Raw genomic sequence first — 17,887 nt, 5'->3', positions numbered from 1 at the left:
TCGGCCTTTGACCGGATCAACGCGGCGGACCCGCCGGGGGTTCCCGCGCGCACTGGCGGGCGAAACTAGAACACGTTATAGTTCGGCTCCATGAAGTTCACCCTGTCGATCGCGATGAATCCGCTCGATCAGCTGGGCGAGCTCGCCCGGGCCGCCGAAGAGGCGGGTTTCTCCTCGATCGCGCTCCCGGATTCCCTGTTCTATTCCGAAACGGTCTCGGCCGACTATCCGTACACGCCCGACGGCAGCCGCTTCTGGACCGAGGAGACGCCCTGGGCCGATCCGCTGGTCGCGGCCGCCTCGATGGGCGCGGTCACCGAACGGCTCACCTTCTACACCTCCGTGCTCAAACTCGGCTCCCGCAACCCGGTCCTGCTCGCCCGCCAGGTCAACTCGGTCGCGGCGCTGACCGGCGGCCGTTTCGGGCTCGGGCTCGGCGTCGGCTGGTCGCCGGAGGAGTTCCGCTGGTGCGGCGCACCGTACGAGAAGCGTGGCAAGCGCGTCGACGAGGCCATCGAGGTGCTGCGCCTGATCCTCGACGGCGGGATGGTCGAGTTCCACGGCGAGTTCTTCGACTTCGACAAGCTCCGCATGAGCCCGACACCGCCGTCGCGGGTGCCGTTCTACATCGGCGGTCACACCGACGTCGCGCTGCGCCGGGCCGCCCGCGTCGCCGACGGCTGGTCTTCGGCGATGATGAAGTTCGACGACCTGGCCGACACGATCGCCAAGCTGCGCGGGCTGCTGGCCGACCAGGGCCGCGCCGAAGAACCCTTCGAGTACCAGGCCGTCTGCATCGACAAGTTCGGTCTCGACGGCTATCGCGAGCAGGGCGACATCGGCGTCACCGACATCATCACCATGCCGTGGGTGTTCGACGGCCTCGGTTTCGACGCCGAGGTTGGCCCGAAGCTCGATTCCATCAAGAAGTTCGGCGACGAGATCATCGCGAAGATCGGAGACTGAACCATGGGTGTCGACGTCTGCTGGGATCCGGCCACCGAGCAGCCGCCCGCGCGGCAGGCCGCGTTCCGCTCGATGACCGCCGCCACCGCCGGGGACAAGGCCGCCTGGCTCGCCTTGTTCGCCGGGGACGCCGTCGTCGAAGACCCCGTCGGCCCGTCGATGTTCGACGAGGAGGGCAAGGGACATCACGGCCAGGACGGGATCAGCGCCTTCTGGGACAAGACGATCGCCAACGTCGAACGCTTCCAGTTCACCATCCGCGATTCCCACGCGGCCGGGGACGAGGTCGCGAACGTCGGCACGATCACGACGTATCTGCCCGGCGGCTACCGCGTCGACACCGACGGCGTGTTCGTCTACCGGGTGCGCGAGGACGGGCTGATCGTGTCGATGCGCGCGTTCTGGGAGACCGAGCGTGCCATGGCCACGGCCCGCAAGGCCGAAGACTAGGAGAGCCGCTCCGCGCGCCGGGTCAGGTACTGCCGCTCGGGTTCGCTGGCCGTCTTCCCGGCGGCCCGGAGGTAGGCCTCGCGCGCGGCGCCGGTGTCCCCGGCCAGTTCCAGCAGGTGCCCGCGGACGGAATCGAGCCGGTGCGTCTGGCTCATCCGGCTGTCGTCGTCGAGCGTGGCCAACAGTTCCAGGCCCGCTTCGGGCCCGTTGACCTCGGCGACCGCGACGGCGCGGTTGAGCGTGACGACGGGCCCGGGCGAGACCTTTTCGAGGACGTCGTAGAGCGCGAGGATCTGGGGCCAGTCCGTGTCGGCCGCGGTGGCCGCCTCGGAATGGACGGCGGCGATCGCGGCCTGCACCTGGTACGGCCCGACCGGGCCCGCCTCCAGAGCCTCGCTCACCAGCGAAACCCCTTCCGCGATCGTTTCCGCGTTCCAGCGCGTGCGGTCCTGTTCGGCGAGCGGGACGAGCGAGCCGTCGTCGCCGGCGCGGGCGGCCCGGCGGGCGTCGGTCAGGAGCATGAGCGCGAGCAGCCCGGTGACCTCGTCCTCGTCGGGCATGAGCCGCCGGAGCAGCCGGGTCAGCCGGATCGCCTCCGCGGTCAGGTCGGCGCGGTGCAGGTCGGGGCCGCCGCTGGTCGTGTAGCCCTCGTTGAAGATCAGGTACAGCACCTGGAGGACGACGCGGAGCCGTTCGCCGAGTTCCGCGGACGGCGGCAGGACGAACTCGGCGCCCGCCTTCTTGATGGTCTGTTTCGCGCGGCTGATCCGCTGGGCGAGGGTCGATTCCGGGACCAGGAACGCGTTCGCGATCTCACCCGTGGTCAGCCCGCCGACGGCGCGCAGGGTGAGCGCGAGTTGCGACGGCGCGGACAAAGACGGGTGACAGCACAGGAAAAGGACGGTGAGCGTGTCGTCCGAATCGGACACAGTGGCCGGAGTCGGGTCCATCAGCGCGTCGTTCTCTTCGCGCCGCCTTCGTGCGCTTTCGCTGCGCCATTCGTCGACCAGCCGCCGTGACGCGACCGTCGCGAGCCAGGACTTCGGGCTGTCCGGGACGCCCTGCTCCGGCCATTGCTGCGCGGCCGAGAGCAGGGCTTCCTGGACGGCGTCCTCGCAGGCGTCGAACTGCCCGTGCTTGCGCACCAGCAGCCCGATGACCTGCGGGGCCAGCTCCCTCAGGAGCGCTTCCACCTGACGATCGGTCTTCACGACGCCAGTCTTACCGCATTCAGGGAGTCAGGCGACGGGGGAGTAGTGCGAAGCGTCGCCTTCGAGGGATTCGCTCGGCACCCCGTCGATGCCCACCGGAACGTCGCCCGCCACGGTGACGCGGTTCAGGCGGCGAGGCAGGTCGTCGTAGTTGTCGACGGCGTAGTGCTGGGTGATGCGGTTGTCGAACAGCACCAGCTGGTTCGGCTCCCAGCTCACCCGGACGACGTTCTCCGGCCGGGTCACGTAGGACTGCAGCAGCCGCAGGATGTCCCGCGACTCGCCCTTCGACAGCCCGATGATCCGCTGCGCGAACCCGCCGATGTACAGCCCGCGTTCCCCGGTGACCGGATGCACTCGCACCACCGGGTGAACCGTGCGGAACTTCTGCGAGACGAACACCTCGCGGCGTTCCCGCTCCGCGTCGTCGAGGGTCTCGGGCGCCTTCGCGTAGTCGTAGTCGTTGGTGTGCTCGGCGCGCAGCGTGTCGGCGAACGCCCGGAGCGGCTCCGGCAGATCCCGGTACGCGGCGGCCGAGTTGGCGATCAGCGTCTCGCCACCGTACGGAGGGACGACCAGGCTGCGCAGCGTGCTGGCCTTCGGCGGGTTGAGCACGAAGGTGACGTCGGTGTGCCACTGGTTCGCGCGGCCCTGTTCGCTGTCGACCGGCAGGATCGCGGGCTCGCCGTCGACCGACGGGACGGTCGGGTGCGCCTTGGTCAGTCCGCCGAAATGCCCGGCGAACCGCTGCTGGCCCGCGTCGTCGAGGTTGACATCGCGGAAGACGAGCGCCTTGTGCTCGTGGAGGGCCTCGGTGACGAACGCGACGGTCGCGGCGTCGAGTTCCTTGGCCGGGTCGACGCCGAGGACCTGCGCGCCGATCCTGCCGGTGATCTTGCGGACCTCGACCTGGGTGTTGAGGGCGGTCATGCGGCGTGCTCCTTCACTGGGGTGCGGTGGGCTGGGCGGGCGAGGCCGTAGTGGCCGCGCAAGGTCGTGGCGGTGTACTCGGTGCGGAACAGGCCGCGTCGCTGGAGTTCCGGGACGACGAGGTCGACGAAGTCCTCGAGGCCGCCCGGCAGCGTGGGCGGCATGACGTTGAAGCCGTCCGCGGCGCCTTCGGTGAACCAGTGCTCCAATTGGTCGGCTACTTGCGTGGCGGTTCCGGCGAAGACGCGGTGTCCCCGGCCGCCCGCCAGTCGCTCGATCAGCTGACGGATGGTGAGGTTCTCGCGCCGCGCCAGGCCCGTGACCAGCTCGAACCGGCTCTGGGCGCCCTCGGTGAACGTGCCGACGTCGGGCAGCGGACCGTCGAGCGGGTACGGCGTCAGGTCGTGGTCGAGCATGTTCGACAGCTGCCGCACGCCGTACGCGGGCGTGATGAGGGCGTTGAGTTCGGCCTCGCGTTCCTTCGCTTCGGCCTCGGTGCGCCCCAGGATCGGGCTGATCCCCGGCAGGATCTTGATCTCCTCCGGCGAGCGGCCGTACTTCGCGAGCCTTCCCTTGACGTCGTCGTAGAAAGCCTTGCCCTCGGCGAAGGTCTGCTGCGCGGTGAACACCGCCTCGGCGAACCGGGCCGCGTACTCCTTGCCCGTCTCCGACGAACCAGCCTGGACGAGCAACGGATGTCCCTGCACCGGACGCGGGATGTTGAGCGGGCCTCGGACCTGGAAATGCGGGCCGTTGTGGTCGATCGGGTGGATGCGGTCGGTGTCGGCGTAGACACCGCTCGCCTTGTCGATCACCGCCGCGTCGTCGTCCCAGCTGTCCCAGAGTTTCCTGGCCACTTCGACGAATTCGGTGGCGCGTTCGTAGCGCAACGCGTGCGCCGGCCGGGCGTCGCGATTGAAGTTGCGCGCCTCGTCCTCGCCCGCCGACGTCACGATGTTCCAGCCCGCGCGCCCGCCGCTGAGGTGATCGAGCGACGCGAACTTCCGCGCCAGGTGGTACGGCTCGTTGTAGGTCGTCGACGCGGTCGCGATCAGCCCGATGTGCTCGGTCGCCCCGGCCAGCGCGGAAAGCAACGTCAGCGGCTCGAACAGGGTGTGGGAGTTGTAGCGGACGTTGCCCCACAAGGCGACACCGTCGGCGAGGAACAGCGAATCCAGCTTGCCGCGCTCCGCCGTGCGGGCGATGTCGACGTAGTGCTTCAGCGTCGCGGCGCGGTGCGGATCCGTGCTCGGATGCCGCCACGCCGCCTCGTGATGGCCGTTCGGCATCACGAACGCGTTGAGGTGTAAGTGCTTCACGCCTTCTCCTTGACACGCCAGGTGGAGAACCGCCGCTCCAGTGCGACGAAGCCCGCGTTGATGGCCAGGCCCAGCACCGACACCGTGATGATCGCGGCGTACATCTGCTGGATCTGGAAGTTGACCTGCGAGTTGTTGATCAGATAGCCGAGCCCGGCTTTGGCGCCGACCATTTCGGCGGCGATGAGGATGAGGATCGAGTACGCCGCCGCCATCCGGATGCCGGTGAAGATGGTCGGCACCGCCGACGGCAGGATCACCTTCCGGAACAGGCTCGGGCTCGACAGCCCGAGCGAGCGCGCGGCCTTGACCAGCAACGGATCCACGGTGTTCACTCCGGCGATCGTGTTGAGCAGCACCGGCCAGACGCAGGCGTAGACGATCAGCGCGATCTTGGACACCTCGCCGATGCCGAGCAGGAGCGTGAACACCGGCAGCAGGGCCAGTGCGGCGGTGTTGCGGGCCAGTTCCAGCAACGGGTTCAGGAACTCGGCGAGCGGCCGGTACCAGGCGATCAGCAGGCCGAGCGGCACCGAGACGCCCACCGCGATGACGAATCCGGCGGCGGACCGGCCGAGGCTCGCCAGCAGATGGTCCGCCAGCTGCCCGTTGAGGATCAGCTCCCAGAGCGCGACGAGGTCTTCCGACAGCGGCGGGAGGAAGGTCCTCGTGCCTTCGTCGAGCAGGTACTGGGGAGCGAGCTCCCAGAGGGCGAGGAAGAGCAGGATCGCCGCCGAACTACGGAAAGCCTTGCGTAACGGGTTCTTCTTCCTGCGGGGTTTCTCGGCGGCCTTCAGTCCAGTGTGGACTTTCGGCGCTTCGAGGGTGGCGGTCATCAGGCGGCCCTCCGGATCTCGTCGTGCAGCAGTTCCCACAGCCGATGGCGATGGGCCACGAAGGCGGGCGCCGAGCGCAGGTCGTCGTTCGAGCGGTCACCGAGGTCGATGTCGACGACGTCCTTGAGCCTGCCCGGACGGGACGTGAGCACCGCGACCTTCTGTCCTAAATAGACGGCTTCCTCGATGCTGTGGGTGATGAAGACGATGGTCTTGCCGGTGCGTTTCCAGATCCGGCGCAGCTCCTCTTGCAGGAGTTCGCGGGTCTGGGAGTCCAGTGCGGCGTACGGCTCGTCCATCAGCAGCACGTCCGGGTCGTACGCGAGGCTCCTCGCGATCGCGACACGTTGTTTCATGCCACCGGAAAGCTGATGGGGGAGGTGGTCTTCGAAGCCGGAAAGCCCGACCAGGTCGAGGAATTCCCGCGCTCGCTCGGAACGCTGTCGTTTGTTCAGGGTGCCGCCTTCGAGGCCGAACTCGACGTTGGCCCGCGCGGTGCGCCACGGGAACAGCGCGTACTGCTGGAACACGACCCCGCGATCCAGCCCCGGCCCGGTGACGGGTTTCCCGTCGATCAGAACCTCGCCGGAGGTGGGTTTCGCGAGCCCGCCGAGCAGATCGAGCAGCGTGGACTTGCCGGAACCGCTCGGCCCGACGAGGGAGAGGAACGTGCCGTCCTCGATGTCGAGGGAGACGTCGTCGAGTGCGGTCAACGCGCCGAAGGTCTTGGTGACCGAGCGCAGGCTGATCTTGGCGGTCATGCGCCACCGCCTTCGCGGTACGGGTTGAACTCGTTGGTGTAGATCTTCTTGAGGTCGAGCTGGTCGTTCTTGATGAACCCGGACTGCTTGAGCCAGTCCGTCCAGAGCGTGTAGTCGTTGTCGGAGATCAGCCCGCCCTTGGTGACGCCGGTGCTCTTCCAGTACTTGAGCGTTTCGGTGTTCTCGTTGCGGCCGCGGTTCTGGATGATCTTGGTGAACCGGGCGATCACCTCCTCGCGCGGAGTGGTACGCGCCCACTCGATCGCCTTGGCCACACCGGTGACGAAGGTTTTCGTGGTCTCCGGGTACTTCTTGATGAAGTCGGTCCGCAGCACGTACGGCCCGCCGTTGTACGGTCCGAACGCCTCGACGTCCTTCACGATCGGCCGCACGCCGCCTCCCGCGAGAGCACGGTCCTGCAGGACGCCGTTGAGCGCGGCGACGTCGATCTGGCCGTTGCGCAGGGCCTGTTCCGTGTTGATCGGGGGCAGGACGACGAGCTGTACCTGGTCGATCTCGGCGTCGGTGAGGCCGTTGCGCTTGAGCCAGGTGTCGAGGGCGGCCTCCAGGTTCGCGCCGACGGTGTTGACGCCGACTTTCTTGCCGATGAGGTCACGCGCGGTGCGGATCGGGCTGTCCTCCTTGACGTAGAAGCCCAAGAAGGTCTTGTCGTCGGAGCCGTAGTAGTTGACGACGGCCTTGATCGGGGCGCCGGCGTCGACGAGTTTGGCGACCGCGCCGGTGAAGGCGCCGCCGAAGTCGGTCTGGTCGGTCGCGGCGGACTGGATGTCCTGTGGTCCGCTGATCGTGTTGCCGACCCATTTGAGTTTGACCGGGCCGAAGTAGCCGAGGTCTTCGGCGAGTTCGGGGAAGGTGACGTTGTTCGCCGACCCCTGGTAGCGGAGTTCGAGTTTCTCCGGCTGCCCGGCCACGCCCGCCGGGGTCGCGGAGGCGCCGCAGCCCGACAGCGCCAATCCGGCGAGGAGCGCGGCGATCAAGGGCACTGGTTTCTTCACGGTGGGCTCTTTCGTTCGGGTTCGCGTCGTTGAGAAGATTCTTCGCAGGCCCGGCGGAGAGCGTCAATTTTGCGATTTAGTGAAGTAACTCAGGATGCGTTGGCGAGGTTCGTGAAAAGCGGATCTTCGTAGAGGGCGTTCAGCATGACCGCCGCGCCGGCCGTCGCCAGTTCGGTGCCCGGAAAGCTCGACGCCACAACGTTTTTCTCCGCGTCCTGGCAGATCCAGGAGCGCTGGGCGACCTCGTCCCGGATCGTGGAAAGGCAGCCGTCGACGTCGCGTACACTCTGGTCGAGCACGATGAGGATTTCCGGATTGAGGACGTCGAACAGCAAGGCTGCGGCCTGTCCGATGATTCTCGCGCGTTCCCGGAAAAGGGCGATGGCGCCTTTGTTTCCCGATGCCGCCAAATGGAGCACATCGGTGAAATCCGGTTCTTCGATGATGTGCGCTTCGACGGCCTTACGGGCGATCGTGCGCTCGGACACCGTCGCTTCGAGACAGCCGGATCGCCCGCAACGGCAGGGTTCCTCGCTGTCGTCGACCCGCAAATGCGCGACGGCGCCCGCCGCCGACCTCGGTCCATGATGGACGGTGTCCCCGGTCGCGAAGGCGGCGTCGACCACGTTGCCGGTGAACAACTGCACGACACTGCTCCGCGCTCGCGGTTGCCCCAGCAGGCGTTCGGCGTGGATGAGCGCCCGCGAATGCCCGTCGACGCGGACGTCGAGACCGGTGACCTCCGTGAGCAGTTCGCGCAACGGGACCCCGCGCCAGCCGAGCAACCCGTGCTCCACCACCGTTCCCGAGGCCTCGTCGACCCACCCGCCGGTCGCCACCCCCAGCCCGAGCGGCGTCCGCTCCGGCGCGTGTCCGACGAGGAGGTCGTCGAGCAGCTCCGCGATCTGCGCGGCCTGCACCGCGGGCTCGGCGCCGTGATGCGGGGCTTCCAGCTGTGCCAACACTTTCCCGCGCAGATCGAGCAGCCCGACGGTGAGATGGTCGACCGCGACATGCGCTCCGCACACCACGAACCGCTCCGTGTCGAGCTCCAGCGGCACAAACGGCCTGCCGACCGCGCCCGCGACCTCGGGCAGCTCGATGAGGAACCCGCGGCGCATCAGCTCCGCGACATGCCCCGTGACGGCCGCGGCACTCAGCCCGGTGCGGCGCGCGATGGTGCTGCGCGCTATCGCCCCTTCGTCCAGCACCACGCGGAGCACCGCGCTGGCACTGGCGCTCCGCCTGCCGGTCACGGTGCCGATGTTCGCAAGCGGGTGGCGGTGGGCCTAGGGCTCTCAGCATCCGGGAGCTGGTCAGGCGGTCAGGTCGCGGAAGAACTTGGCGCTGCGTTCACAACGGTCCTCGTACCCCCGTGCCCGGTAGAAGGCGTGCGCGCCGGTCCTGCGGCGGGAACTGCTGACCTCCATCGCGCCGCAGCCCCACCGCAGCGCCTGCTCCTCGGCGGCGGTGATCAGTGCGCGTCCGACGCCGGTACCACGTCGGGTCTCGTCCACCACCAGGGCCACGATCCGTCCCACGGCGCCTTCCCGCTCGAGAAGCGGGATCGCGACCACCGCGATGACCCCGACCACGGTGCCGTCGGACTCGGCGACGAACGCGGCGCCTTCGGGATGGCGGGCCCAGCGTTCGAGCCGGCCGCGTACGTCGGTCTCGTTGTTGTCGGGGTAGCCGAGCTCGGCGAGGAGGGTGGTCACGGCGGGGGCGTCGGTGGCACGGGCGTGGCGGATCTCCATGATCGCCATTAAAGCGGAGGGTCACGGAGGGCCGGCCCGAGTGGATTCGGCGTGACTCGTGTGTCCAGGCCCGGTACACGCGTGATTGGAGGCGGAACACGCCGGAGCCGCGTCCGCGGCGTGTCTTCCGGCTTCGGACACGCGAGATCCGGCTGGAAACACGCGAGATCCGGGTGCCGGGCCCACACAAGTGAACTCGCAGGTCAAGGACCTTGAGTCGGGATGACAGGATTTGAACCTGCGACCCTCCGCTCCCAAAGCGGATGCGCTACCAAGCTGCGCCACATCCCGTGACTTCCCCGATCTCCCGGGGGGTGTGCGCACAGCCTAGCGGGTCACGCTAAGCTGTTTTCGCACCCGGTACTTCGGGGGCACGCGGGTGTAGCTCAATGGTAGAGCCCTAGTCTTCCAAACTAGCTACGCGGGTTCGATTCCCGTCACCCGCTCCACAGCTCCACATCCGAACCCGCAGGCGCCTTGCCTGCGGGTTCTTTCGTTTCCGCTTCGGTCAGGCGGGGTCGGCGGGCTTGTTCTGCAGGCGGGTCCAGAGGTCGTTGATCGGCTTGGTTCCGGCGCCTACGACCAGGCCGGTCACCAGGAGGTCGAGCCAGAAGGCGATCTGGGTCCCTTGCGGATCGATGATGGCGCGGAGCAGGGTGATGTTGGCCCCGGCGGCCAGCAGGCAGGCGAGCCCAGTGGCGAAGCCCCAGGTCACGATGGCTGTCCTGCTTCGCGCCTCGGCCAGCTTGGTCTCGGCCTTGGCGACGTCAATGCCGGTTCCCGTCGAACGAGCGTTCCTGAGCTCGTTCTTCGCGTCGGCGGTGTTGGGGCCGAGAATCGGGGAGAAGGGCTGTACCAGCCGCTCGATCGCCAGCGCCAGCACAAAGAGCAAGGCGAACGCGTTGAAGTCGGCCGTGATCTGCGGCGGTTCGGTATCGCCCCAGATCTGATGCACCTTGTCCAAGGCGACGTAGTAGCCGCCGAGCAAGAGTCCGAAACCGGTCAGGAGGGTCCGGGGATTCGGCATGGTCGACTCCTTTGTCGAAGTTGCGCAGGAGTCGCGTCGAAGAATCTAGATGTTACGGAGCGTGTAACTATCCGGGTCTTGCCGTTACATATGGCCACAATTGGCAGATTCGCGTGCACACTCGATGTCGCGAAAGCCACTTTCAGGACATCTGACGTCCTGAAAGTGGCTTTCGCGACCCGCGGCCCACCAGGGGCCCCCGACCAACGCCTCAGTCGGACTCGGCGGGTGTCACGGCCTGCGAGAGGCCGCTGGAGGCGGCATCCGCCTCCAAATGGGCCGCGATCAGATCCAGCAGCTTGTCGGTGTCCACAGGCTTGGTCACGTAGTCGTCGGCGCCCGAAGCGAGCGTCCGCGCCTTGTCCTCCGCGGTCGCCTTCGCGGTGACGGCGATCACGGGCAGGTCTTCGTGCGCTGCCTCGGCGCGGATCGCGGTGATCGTGGCGTTGCCGTCCAGTTCGGGCATCATCACGTCCATCAGGACGAGCGCGGTGTCCTCGTGCCGTTCCAGCGCCCGGATGCCCGCGACGCCGGTCTCGGCGTAGATGACCTCCAGGCCGTTGCGTTCCAGTACGGCGGCCAGCGCGAAGACGTTGCGCAGGTCGTCGTCGACGATCAGGATCTTCTCGCCGTGGAACCGCTGCGACGGCGTCACCGGGATCACCTGCGGCACGGCCATGATCAGCGGGACCCCGCTCGCCGCGGCGGAGGTCGGGACCACCAGGTTCGACGCGCTCACCGGCAAATACAGGGTGAACGTGCTGCCCTTGCCGGGATCGCTGCGGACCCGCAGTTCGCCGCCGAGCAGTTCCGTCAGCTGCTGGCTGATCGACAGGCCCAGCCCGGTGCCGCCGTACTTGCGGCTCGTGGTGCCGTCGGCCTGGCGGAACGCGTCGAAGATGATCGCGAGTTTGTCCGGCGCGATCCCGATCCCGGTGTCCTCCACGGCGAACGCGAGGACGCCGGGGGCGTTGCGCAGCGAGTCGGCTTCGACCTCGCCCGGGTCGGCCATCCGGATGTGCAGGCGCACGCCGCCCTCGTCGGTGAACTTCGCCGCGTTGGACAGCAGGTTCCGCAGCACCTGCTGCACGCGGTGTTCGTCGGTGTGGATCGACGACGGCACCGGCGGGTCGATGAGGACGGCGAACTCCAGGCCCTTGTCCGACGTGAGCGGACGGCAGATCGATTCGACGTACTCGACCAGTTCGGGCAGCGTGACGTCGGACATCTGCAGATCCAGGTGCCCGGCCTCGACCTTGGCCATGTCGAGGATGTCGTTGATCAGCTGCTGCAGGTCGCTGCCCGCGGAGTAGATCGTCCGCGCGAACTGGATCTGCTTCTCCGACAGGTTCCCGTCCGGGTTCTCCGAGAGCAGTTTCGCGAGGATCAGCGCGCTGTTGAGCGGCGTCCGCAGTTCGTGCGACATGTTCGCCATGAACTCGGATTTGTACTGCGACGCCATGGTCAGCTGCCCGGCACGCTCTTCGAGCTCCTGACGCGCCTGCTCGATCTCGCTGTTCTTGACCTCGATGTCGCGGTTCTGCTGCGCCAGCAGCGCCGCCTTCTCCGCCAGATCCGTGTTGGACCGCCGCAGTTCCCGTTGCTGCGCCTGCAACTGCTCGGACCGCGCGCGCAGTTCCTGTGCCAGGCGCTGGGATTCGGTCAGCAGGGCCTCGGTGCGCGAGTTGGACTGGATGGTGCTGACGTTGACCGCGATGGTCTCCTTCAGCTGTTCCAGCAGGTCGATGTGCACGGTGCTGAAGGCGTTGATGGTCGCCAGTTCCAGCACGCCCAGCACCTCGCCCTGGAACAGCACCGGCAGCACGATCACGTTGACCGGCGCGGCCGAACCCAGTCCCGACGAGATGAGCGCGTACTCCGGCGGCGCTTCGTGGACCAGTATCGTGCGCCGGTCGACGGCGGCCTGCCCGATGAGCGATTCGCCGGGGGAGAACCGCAGGCCGTTCTGGGATTTCGCCAGCCCGTAGGTGGCGATGCTCTCCAGGACCACTTCTTCCTGCTCGTCTTCGCGGGCCAGGAAGAACGCGCCCTGCTGCGCGGACACCAGCGGCGTCAGCTCGGACAGGATCAGCGTCGCCACCGACGCGAGATCGCGGTGCCCCTGCATGAGCGCGGACAGCCGCGCGAGGTTGGTCTTGAGCCAGTCCTGCTCGCGGTTCGCCCGGGTGGTCTCCTTCAGGTTCGCGATCATCTGGTTGATGTTGTCCTTGAGTTCGGCCACCTCCCCGGACGCGTCGACGGTGATGTGCCGGGTCAGATCGCCGGCGGTCACCGCGGTGGCCACCTGCGCGATCGCGCGCACCTGGGTGGTCAGGTTCCCGGCCAGCTGGTTCACGCTTTCGGTCAGCCGCGACCACGTGCCCGCGACGCCGGGCACCTCCGCCTGACCGCCGAGCGTGCCGTCCGTGCCGACTTCGCGGGCGACACGGGTGACTTCGGAGGCGAAGGCCGAGAGCTGGTCGACCATCGTGTTGATGGTCGTCTTGAGTTCGAGGATCTCACCGCGCGCGTCGATGTCGATCTTCTTCGACAGATCGCCCTGCGCCACCGCGGTGGTCACCGTCGCGATGCTGCGGACCTGGCCGGTCAGGTTGTCGGCCATGACGTTCACGTTGTCCGTCAACGCCTTCCACGTGCCCGCCACGTTCGGCACGCGGGCCTGGCCGCCGAGGATGCCTTCCGTACCCACCTCGCGGGCGACGCGGGTGACCTCGTCGGCGAACGCGCGCAGCGTCTCGACCATGCTGTTGATCGTCTCGGCGAGGACGGCGACCTCGCCCTGCGCGTCGATCGAGATCTTCTTCGACAGGTCGCCGTTCGCCACCGCGGTGGTCACCGTCGCGATGCTCCGCACCTGGTCGGTGAGGTTGGTGGCCATGACGTTGACGTTGTCGGTGAGGTCCTTCCAGGTCCCGGCGACGCCGCGCACCTGCGCCTGGCCGCCGAGCTTGCCTTCGGTACCGACCTCGCGCGATACCCGGGTGACTTCGTCGGCGAACGCCGAAAGCTGGTCGACCATGATGTTGACGGTGTTCTTGAGCTCCAGGATCTCGCCGCGCGCGTCGACGATGATCTTCTGCGTCAGGTCGCCCTTCGCGACGGCGGTGGTGACCTGGGCGATGTTCCGGACCTGGTCGGTCAGGTTGTTCGCCATGAAGTTGACGTTGTCGGTGAGGTCCTTCCACGTCCCGGCCACGCCGGGCACCTGCGCCTGACCGCCGAGCCTTCCGTCGCTGCCGACCTCGCGGGCGACGCGGGTGACCTCGTCGGCGAACGCCGACAGCTGATCCACCATCGTGTTCAGCGTGTTCTTCAGTTCGAGGATCTCGCCCTTGGCGTCGACGGCGATCTTCTGCGACAGGTCGCCCTTCGCCACCGCGGTCGCCACCTGGGCGATGTTGCGCACCTGCGCGGTGAGGTTGTTCGCCATGAAGTTGACCGACCCGGTGAGGTCGCGCCACGTCCCGGCGACCCCCGGCACCTGCGCCTGGCCGCCCAGCTGACCTTCCGTGCCGACCTCGCGGGCGACGCGGGTGACCTCGTCGGCGAACGACGAGAGCTGATCCACCATCGTGTTGACGGTCGTCTTCAGTTCGAGGATCTCGCCGCGCGCGTCGACCGTGATCTTCTGGGTCAGGTCGCCCTTCGCCACCGCCGTGGTGACCTGGGCGATGTTGCGGACCTGGTCGGTCAGGTTGTCGGCCATCTGGTTCACCGAATCGGTGAGCCCGCGCCACGTCCCGGCCACGCCCGGCACGGTCGCCTGGCCGCCGAGACGGCCTTCGCTGCCGACCTCGCGCGCCACCCGCGTGACCTCGTCGGCGAACGACGACAGCTGGTCGACCATCGTGTTCAGCGTGTTCTTGAGTTCGAGGATCTCGCCCTTGGCGTCGACGTTGATCTTCTGCGAGAGGTCGCCCTTCGCCACCGCCGTGGCCACCTGGGCGATGTTGCGGACCTGGTCGGTCAGGTTGTCCGCCATCAGGTTCACCGAGTCGGTGAGGTCGCGCCACGTGCCCGCCGCGCCGGGGACCTGCGCCTGACCGCCGAGACGGCCTTCGCTACCCACCTCGCGCGACACCCGGGTCACTTCGTCGGCGAACGACGAGAGCTGGTCGACCATGATGTTGACGGTGTTCTTGAGCTCCAGGATCTCGCCGCGCGCGTCGACGTTGATCTTCTGGGTCAGATCGCCCCGCGCCACCGCGGTGGTCACCTGGGCGATGTTGCGCACCTGGTCGGTCAGGTTGCTGGCCATCACGTTGACGTTGTCGGTGAGATCACGCCAGGTGCCCGCCACCCCCGGGACCTCGGCCTGACCGCCGAGCCGTCCTTCGGTGGCGATCTCGCGGGCGACTCTGGTGACCTCGGTCGCGAACCGCGAAAGCTGCTTGATCAGCCCGTTGACCGTCTTCGCGACTTCGGCGAACTGGCCCTGCAGCGGCCGGCCGCCGACTTCCAAGGGCATCGGCTCGGACAGATCGCCCTCGGCGACCGCGCCGAGGACGCGGTTGAGCTCGGCCGTGGGCCTGCTCACGTCTTCGATCAGCCCGTTGACGACGTCGACCGCGGTGGCCCAGCCGCCGGGACCGATCTCGGCCGCGACGCGCTCGGTCAGCCTGCCTTCCTTGCCGACCGCCTCGCGGACGCGCAGGAGTTCGGTCACCAGTCGCTGGTTCCGTTCGGCGATGTCGTTGAAGGCGCCCGCGAGCTGGGCCGCGAGCCCGTCGCCGTGCGCCACGAGCCGCCGCCGGAAGTTGCCGTCCCCGAGGTCACGAGCCGCCGCGAGCAGGCGTTCCAGGGTCGCTTCGTCCACCTGGCCGCCACCACCTTCCACGGGGATCCGGTCCCTTTGGGAGTGCTGTGTCATCTGTGTCGACCCTCTCCACCACGCATGCCAAGCCATGGTCGTCGCATCAGCGTGCCATGATTCGACCTACACTTCGAGCCAGTCCGCCCGCTCACACTGCGCTACCCGCCAGGCAGGAGGAGGTCCGGGAATGGTGTCACGGCCGGCCCCGGCCTCGACGTCGCTCCCCTCGGAGTCGTCGACGGCGACCAGCGAGGGCGCTCTGCCCGAATCCGGGCGGTTCTGGCGTGAGCTGCTGGAAGACGTCCGTGACGCGGTGCTCGTGCAGGACGTCGGCGGCGCGTTGCGCTGGTCGAATCCCGCCGCCCGCGAGCTGTTCGGCGGCGGCCGCCCGATACTGACCGCCGAAGGTCCCGACGTCGGGCATGTCGAGCACACCGGCCGCCGGTTCCCGGCCCGGATCCGGACGCTGCCCGGCGGCTGGCACGCGTGGACGGTGACCTCCGCGGTCGCGGCCGACGGTCCCCGCGTGGACGGTTTCCTCGCCGCTTCGGCACCCAGGCTCGCCTCCGCGCGAGGGCGGCACGGCACGGCGAAGGTGATCGCCGAGGTCGCCGCCGCCGAACTCGCCGACTGCGTGTTCGTGCTGCTGCCGACCACCCGTGGCCGGTGGGAATGGTGGAGCTGCGATCACCGCACCAATCACGGGCACGGCCGGATCCGCCGGGTGCCGGCCCAGCTCGCGCCGGTGCTCGCCGGCACCTTCGCCTCCACCGAGGAACTCGAAGCCAAAGCGGTGCCGGAGGAGGAGATCGCGACGCTGCCCGCGATCGTCGCGGAACGGCTCGCCGTCCATCCGTCCGTGACCGTGGTCTCACTGGGGTTCGACGGCGGCGCCGGGGTCACCGGGGCGGTGGTGCTCGGCAGGCGCGGCGCGCCCGCGTTCGGCGAGGACCACCCGCGCGCGGTGACCGAGTTCGCCCGCGCGGCAGGGACGGCGCTGGCGAACGCGCATCGCTACGCCCGCCAGGAAGAGGCCACCCGCGGCCTGGAGACCACGCTGCGCCCGACCCCGCCGCCGGACGTCCACGGCGTCAAGTTCGACGTCTGGTACGAGCCGTCGGGCGGTCTGCTCGACGTCGGCGGCGATTTCTACGACGTCCTGCCGCGCGAAGGCGGCGGTGCGATGTTCGTCCTCGGCGACGTCTGCGGGAAGGGCGCCGAGGCGGCCGCGCTCACCGGCCGGGTCCGGCAGACCCTCGCCGCGCTCGACCTCGTCGAGCACGACAACACCACGTTGCTGAGCCTGCTCAACTCCCTGCTCATCACCGGCGGCAGCGGCCGGTTCGCCACGCTGGTGCTCGGTTCGGTGCTGGCGAACGAAGACGGTCTCGGCGTCACCTTGGCCTCAGGGGGCCATCCCGCGCCGCTGGTGGTGCGCCGTCGTGGCGGCGTCGACGAGATCACCTTGCCCGGCACACTGGTCGGGATCTCGCCGCAGGCGCGGTTCGCCGAGACGGCCATCCGGCTGGGCGAGGGCGACGTCTGCCTGCTCTACACCGACGGCATCACCGAAGCGCGTCACCATGAGCGTCCGTCGGACCTGTTCGGCGACGAGCGGTTGCGGGAACTGCTGGTCGGCTGCCAGGGGATGTCCGGCCGCGAGGTGGTAGCCCGGGTCCGCTCCGCGGTGCGGGAATGGCTCGGCAGCGGGACGCACGACGACATCGCCGTCCTGGCCATCGAGGCCTCACGACCCGTTCAGTAGCCGCACCACCGCACGCTCCACGATGTCGCGGGCCTCGTCGGGATCGGAGATCTTCTCCGCCCGTCGCGTCGCACGCGCGATCGTCCGGTCCCGGCGGTAGGCGGTGATCACGCGAGGGTCCACATAGGACCGTCGCGCCACGGCCGGCGTGTTGCCCAGTCCTTCGGCGACTTCGGCCATCACGGCCTTCTCGACCCGCTTCAATCCTCTTTCACTGGAAGGCTTTTCGGTCTCCGCGAAGGCGGAAGCGGCGAGGACGGTGGCGTTCCAGGTGCGCAGGTCCTTGGCCGTGAAGTCGTCGCCCGTGAGTTCCTTGAACCGCTCGTTGAGGTCTTCGGCCCGGATCTCCTGCCACCCGCGACCGTTCCGGTAGGCGAGCAGGCGCACCTCGTCACCGCGGGCACGCCTGAGCGAGCGGATCAGCCGGACGAGGCCCTCGTCCCGCAGCCGGACCTTCCGCTGGATCCCGCCTTTCGCCGGATAGTCGCAAAGCAGGCAGCCTTCCCGGATCGAAACGTGCTCGCACAGCAGGGTCGCCACCCCGTGCGTGCCGTTCTCGTCGGCGTAGCTTTCGCCACCGGTCCTGAACACGCCGAGGTCGAGCATGCGGAGCGCGCCGGCCAGGACCCGTTCGCGGGTGAGGCCGCGGGAAGCGAGATCCTCCCGGATGGTCCGGCGCAGCCGGGGGAGGCGCCGCGCCAGCGTGAGGACGCGCTCGTGCTTCTCCTCGTCGCGGGCCCGTCGCCATTCTCCGTGGTACAGGTACTGCTTCCGGCCCGCGTCGTCGACTCCGACGGCCTGGATGTGGGCGTTCTCGTGCGGCGCGATCCATACGCGCCGCCACGCGGGCGGGATCGCCAGCGCCTCGATGCGCTCGATCGTCTCCTCGTCCTTCAGCGGTTCGCCGTCCGGCGTCAGGTAGCCGAAACCCCGGCCTCTTCGCCGCCTCCCGATACCGGTGGAGCCCAGATCCGCTCGCCGCAATCGCATGCGCGGCGAATACCCCCGGTGATCG

The 17,887-nt window shown here is 68.4% G+C and carries 14 protein-coding genes and 2 tRNA genes; 4 read left to right on the top strand and 12 right to left on the bottom strand.

Annotated features, from left to right (window positions below):
- Window positions 1-90: 90 nt before the first annotated feature.
- Both AJAP_RS29470 and AJAP_RS29465 read left to right on the top strand, forming a co-directional pair.
- Entirely contained in the window at window positions 91-966 is an 876-nt protein-coding gene (locus AJAP_RS29470) for a TIGR03619 family F420-dependent LLM class oxidoreductase (RefSeq protein WP_038517348.1), read from the top strand.
- Between the two features lie 3 nt (window positions 967-969).
- The gene (locus AJAP_RS29465) at window positions 970-1,416 is read left to right on the top strand and encodes a nuclear transport factor 2 family protein (RefSeq protein WP_038517344.1); all 447 of its coding nucleotides are present in this window, start codon (window positions 970-972) and stop codon (window positions 1,414-1,416) included.
- Here the strand turns inward: AJAP_RS29465 and AJAP_RS29460 are convergent.
- The 9 genes from AJAP_RS29460 to AJAP_RS29420 form a co-directional block, all read right to left on the bottom strand.
- The gene (locus AJAP_RS29460) at window positions 1,413-2,627 is read right to left on the bottom strand and encodes an RNA polymerase sigma factor (RefSeq protein WP_038517342.1); all 1,215 of its coding nucleotides are present in this window, start codon (window positions 2,625-2,627) and stop codon (window positions 1,413-1,415) included. The genes AJAP_RS29465 and AJAP_RS29460 overlap by 4 nt on opposite strands.
- Before the next feature lie 27 nt (window positions 2,628-2,654).
- Entirely contained in the window at window positions 2,655-3,557 is a 903-nt protein-coding gene (locus tag AJAP_RS29455) for a TauD/TfdA dioxygenase family protein (protein WP_038517339.1), read from the bottom strand.
- A complete protein-coding gene (locus AJAP_RS29450; protein WP_267284098.1) occupies window positions 3,554-4,876 on the bottom strand; it encodes an LLM class flavin-dependent oxidoreductase in 1,323 nt (440 codons plus the stop codon). The genes AJAP_RS29455 and AJAP_RS29450 overlap by 4 nt, the downstream gene beginning before the upstream one ends.
- On the bottom strand, window positions 4,873-5,712 hold the full coding sequence (locus AJAP_RS29445) for an ABC transporter permease (RefSeq protein ID WP_038517336.1): 840 nt from the start codon (window positions 5,710-5,712) through the stop codon (window positions 4,873-4,875). Before AJAP_RS29445 ends, AJAP_RS29450 begins: the two co-directional genes overlap by 4 nt.
- On the bottom strand, window positions 5,712-6,473 hold the full coding sequence (locus AJAP_RS29440) for an ABC transporter ATP-binding protein (protein ID WP_038517334.1): 762 nt from the start codon (window positions 6,471-6,473) through the stop codon (window positions 5,712-5,714). The genes AJAP_RS29445 and AJAP_RS29440 overlap by 1 nt, the downstream gene beginning before the upstream one ends.
- Window positions 6,470-7,489, bottom strand: a complete 1,020-nt coding sequence (locus AJAP_RS29435) for an ABC transporter substrate-binding protein (RefSeq protein ID WP_038517331.1) — start codon at window positions 7,487-7,489, stop codon at window positions 6,470-6,472. Before AJAP_RS29435 ends, AJAP_RS29440 begins: the two co-directional genes overlap by 4 nt.
- Before the next feature lie 89 nt (window positions 7,490-7,578).
- Window positions 7,579-8,745: an ROK family transcriptional regulator gene (locus AJAP_RS29430; RefSeq protein ID WP_051972636.1), complete on the bottom strand. Its 1,167-nt coding sequence runs from the start codon at window positions 8,743-8,745 to the stop codon at window positions 7,579-7,581.
- A gap of 60 nt (window positions 8,746-8,805) precedes the next feature.
- Entirely contained in the window at window positions 8,806-9,246 is a 441-nt protein-coding gene (locus tag AJAP_RS29425; RefSeq protein ID WP_038524097.1) for a GNAT family N-acetyltransferase, read from the bottom strand.
- Between the two features lie 217 nt (window positions 9,247-9,463).
- Window positions 9,464-9,537: transfer RNA gene (locus tag AJAP_RS29420), tRNA-Pro, on the bottom strand.
- Window positions 9,538-9,621: 84 nt separating this feature from the next.
- Between AJAP_RS29420 and AJAP_RS29415 the strand changes: the two genes are divergently transcribed.
- Window positions 9,622-9,695 (top strand) — tRNA-Gly (locus AJAP_RS29415).
- Between the two features lie 59 nt (window positions 9,696-9,754).
- Here the strand turns inward: AJAP_RS29415 and AJAP_RS29410 are convergent.
- Together AJAP_RS29410 and AJAP_RS29405 are read right to left on the bottom strand one after the other, a co-directional pair.
- Complete coding sequence (locus AJAP_RS29410; RefSeq protein ID WP_038517325.1) at window positions 9,755-10,273, bottom strand: hypothetical protein; 519 nt, start codon at window positions 10,271-10,273, stop codon at window positions 9,755-9,757.
- A 211-nt stretch (window positions 10,274-10,484) separates the two neighbouring features.
- Window positions 10,485-15,110, bottom strand: a complete 4,626-nt coding sequence (locus tag AJAP_RS29405) for a HAMP domain-containing protein (protein ID WP_038524094.1) — start codon at window positions 15,108-15,110, stop codon at window positions 10,485-10,487.
- Window positions 15,111-15,294: 184 nt separating this feature from the next.
- Between AJAP_RS29405 and AJAP_RS29400 the strand changes: the two genes are divergently transcribed.
- On the top strand, window positions 15,295-16,872 hold the full coding sequence (locus AJAP_RS29400) for a SpoIIE family protein phosphatase (RefSeq protein WP_038517323.1): 1,578 nt from the start codon (window positions 15,295-15,297) through the stop codon (window positions 16,870-16,872).
- Here AJAP_RS29400 and AJAP_RS29395 read toward each other — a convergent pair.
- Entirely contained in the window at window positions 16,855-17,862 is a 1,008-nt protein-coding gene (locus tag AJAP_RS29395; protein ID WP_038524091.1) for a DNA topoisomerase IB, read from the bottom strand. The two genes, AJAP_RS29400 and AJAP_RS29395, sit on opposite strands and share 18 nt — an antisense overlap.
- Between the last annotated feature and the right edge of the window lie 25 nt (window positions 17,863-17,887).

The sequence above is a fragment of the Amycolatopsis japonica genome (assembly GCF_000732925.1).
Classification (GTDB): domain Bacteria; phylum Actinomycetota; class Actinomycetes; order Mycobacteriales; family Pseudonocardiaceae; genus Amycolatopsis; species Amycolatopsis japonica.
This window is presented reverse-complemented; position numbering and strand designations above follow the sequence as displayed.

Coding starts and splice junctions, on each gene's coding strand:
- AJAP_RS29470 (WP_038517348.1), top strand. CDS start 91: ATGAAGTTCACCCTGTCGATCGCGATGAATCCGCTCGATCAGCTGGGC.
- AJAP_RS29465 (WP_038517344.1), top strand. CDS start 970: ATGGGTGTCGACGTCTGCTGGGATCCGGCCACCGAGCAGCCGCCCGCG.
- AJAP_RS29455 (WP_038517339.1), bottom strand. CDS start 3,557: ATGACCGCCCTCAACACCCAGGTCGAGGTCCGCAAGATCACCGGCAGG.
- AJAP_RS29445 (WP_038517336.1), bottom strand. CDS start 5,712: ATGACCGCCACCCTCGAAGCGCCGAAAGTCCACACTGGACTGAAGGCC.
- AJAP_RS29440 (WP_038517334.1), bottom strand. CDS start 6,473: ATGACCGCCAAGATCAGCCTGCGCTCGGTCACCAAGACCTTCGGCGCG.
- AJAP_RS29425 (WP_038524097.1), bottom strand. CDS start 9,246: ATGGAGATCCGCCACGCCCGTGCCACCGACGCCCCCGCCGTGACCACC.
- AJAP_RS29410 (WP_038517325.1), bottom strand. CDS start 10,273: ATGCCGAATCCCCGGACCCTCCTGACCGGTTTCGGACTCTTGCTCGGC.
- AJAP_RS29400 (WP_038517323.1), top strand. CDS start 15,295: ATGGTGTCACGGCCGGCCCCGGCCTCGACGTCGCTCCCCTCGGAGTCG.
- AJAP_RS29395 (WP_038524091.1), bottom strand. CDS start 17,862: ATGCGATTGCGGCGAGCGGATCTGGGCTCCACCGGTATCGGGAGGCGG.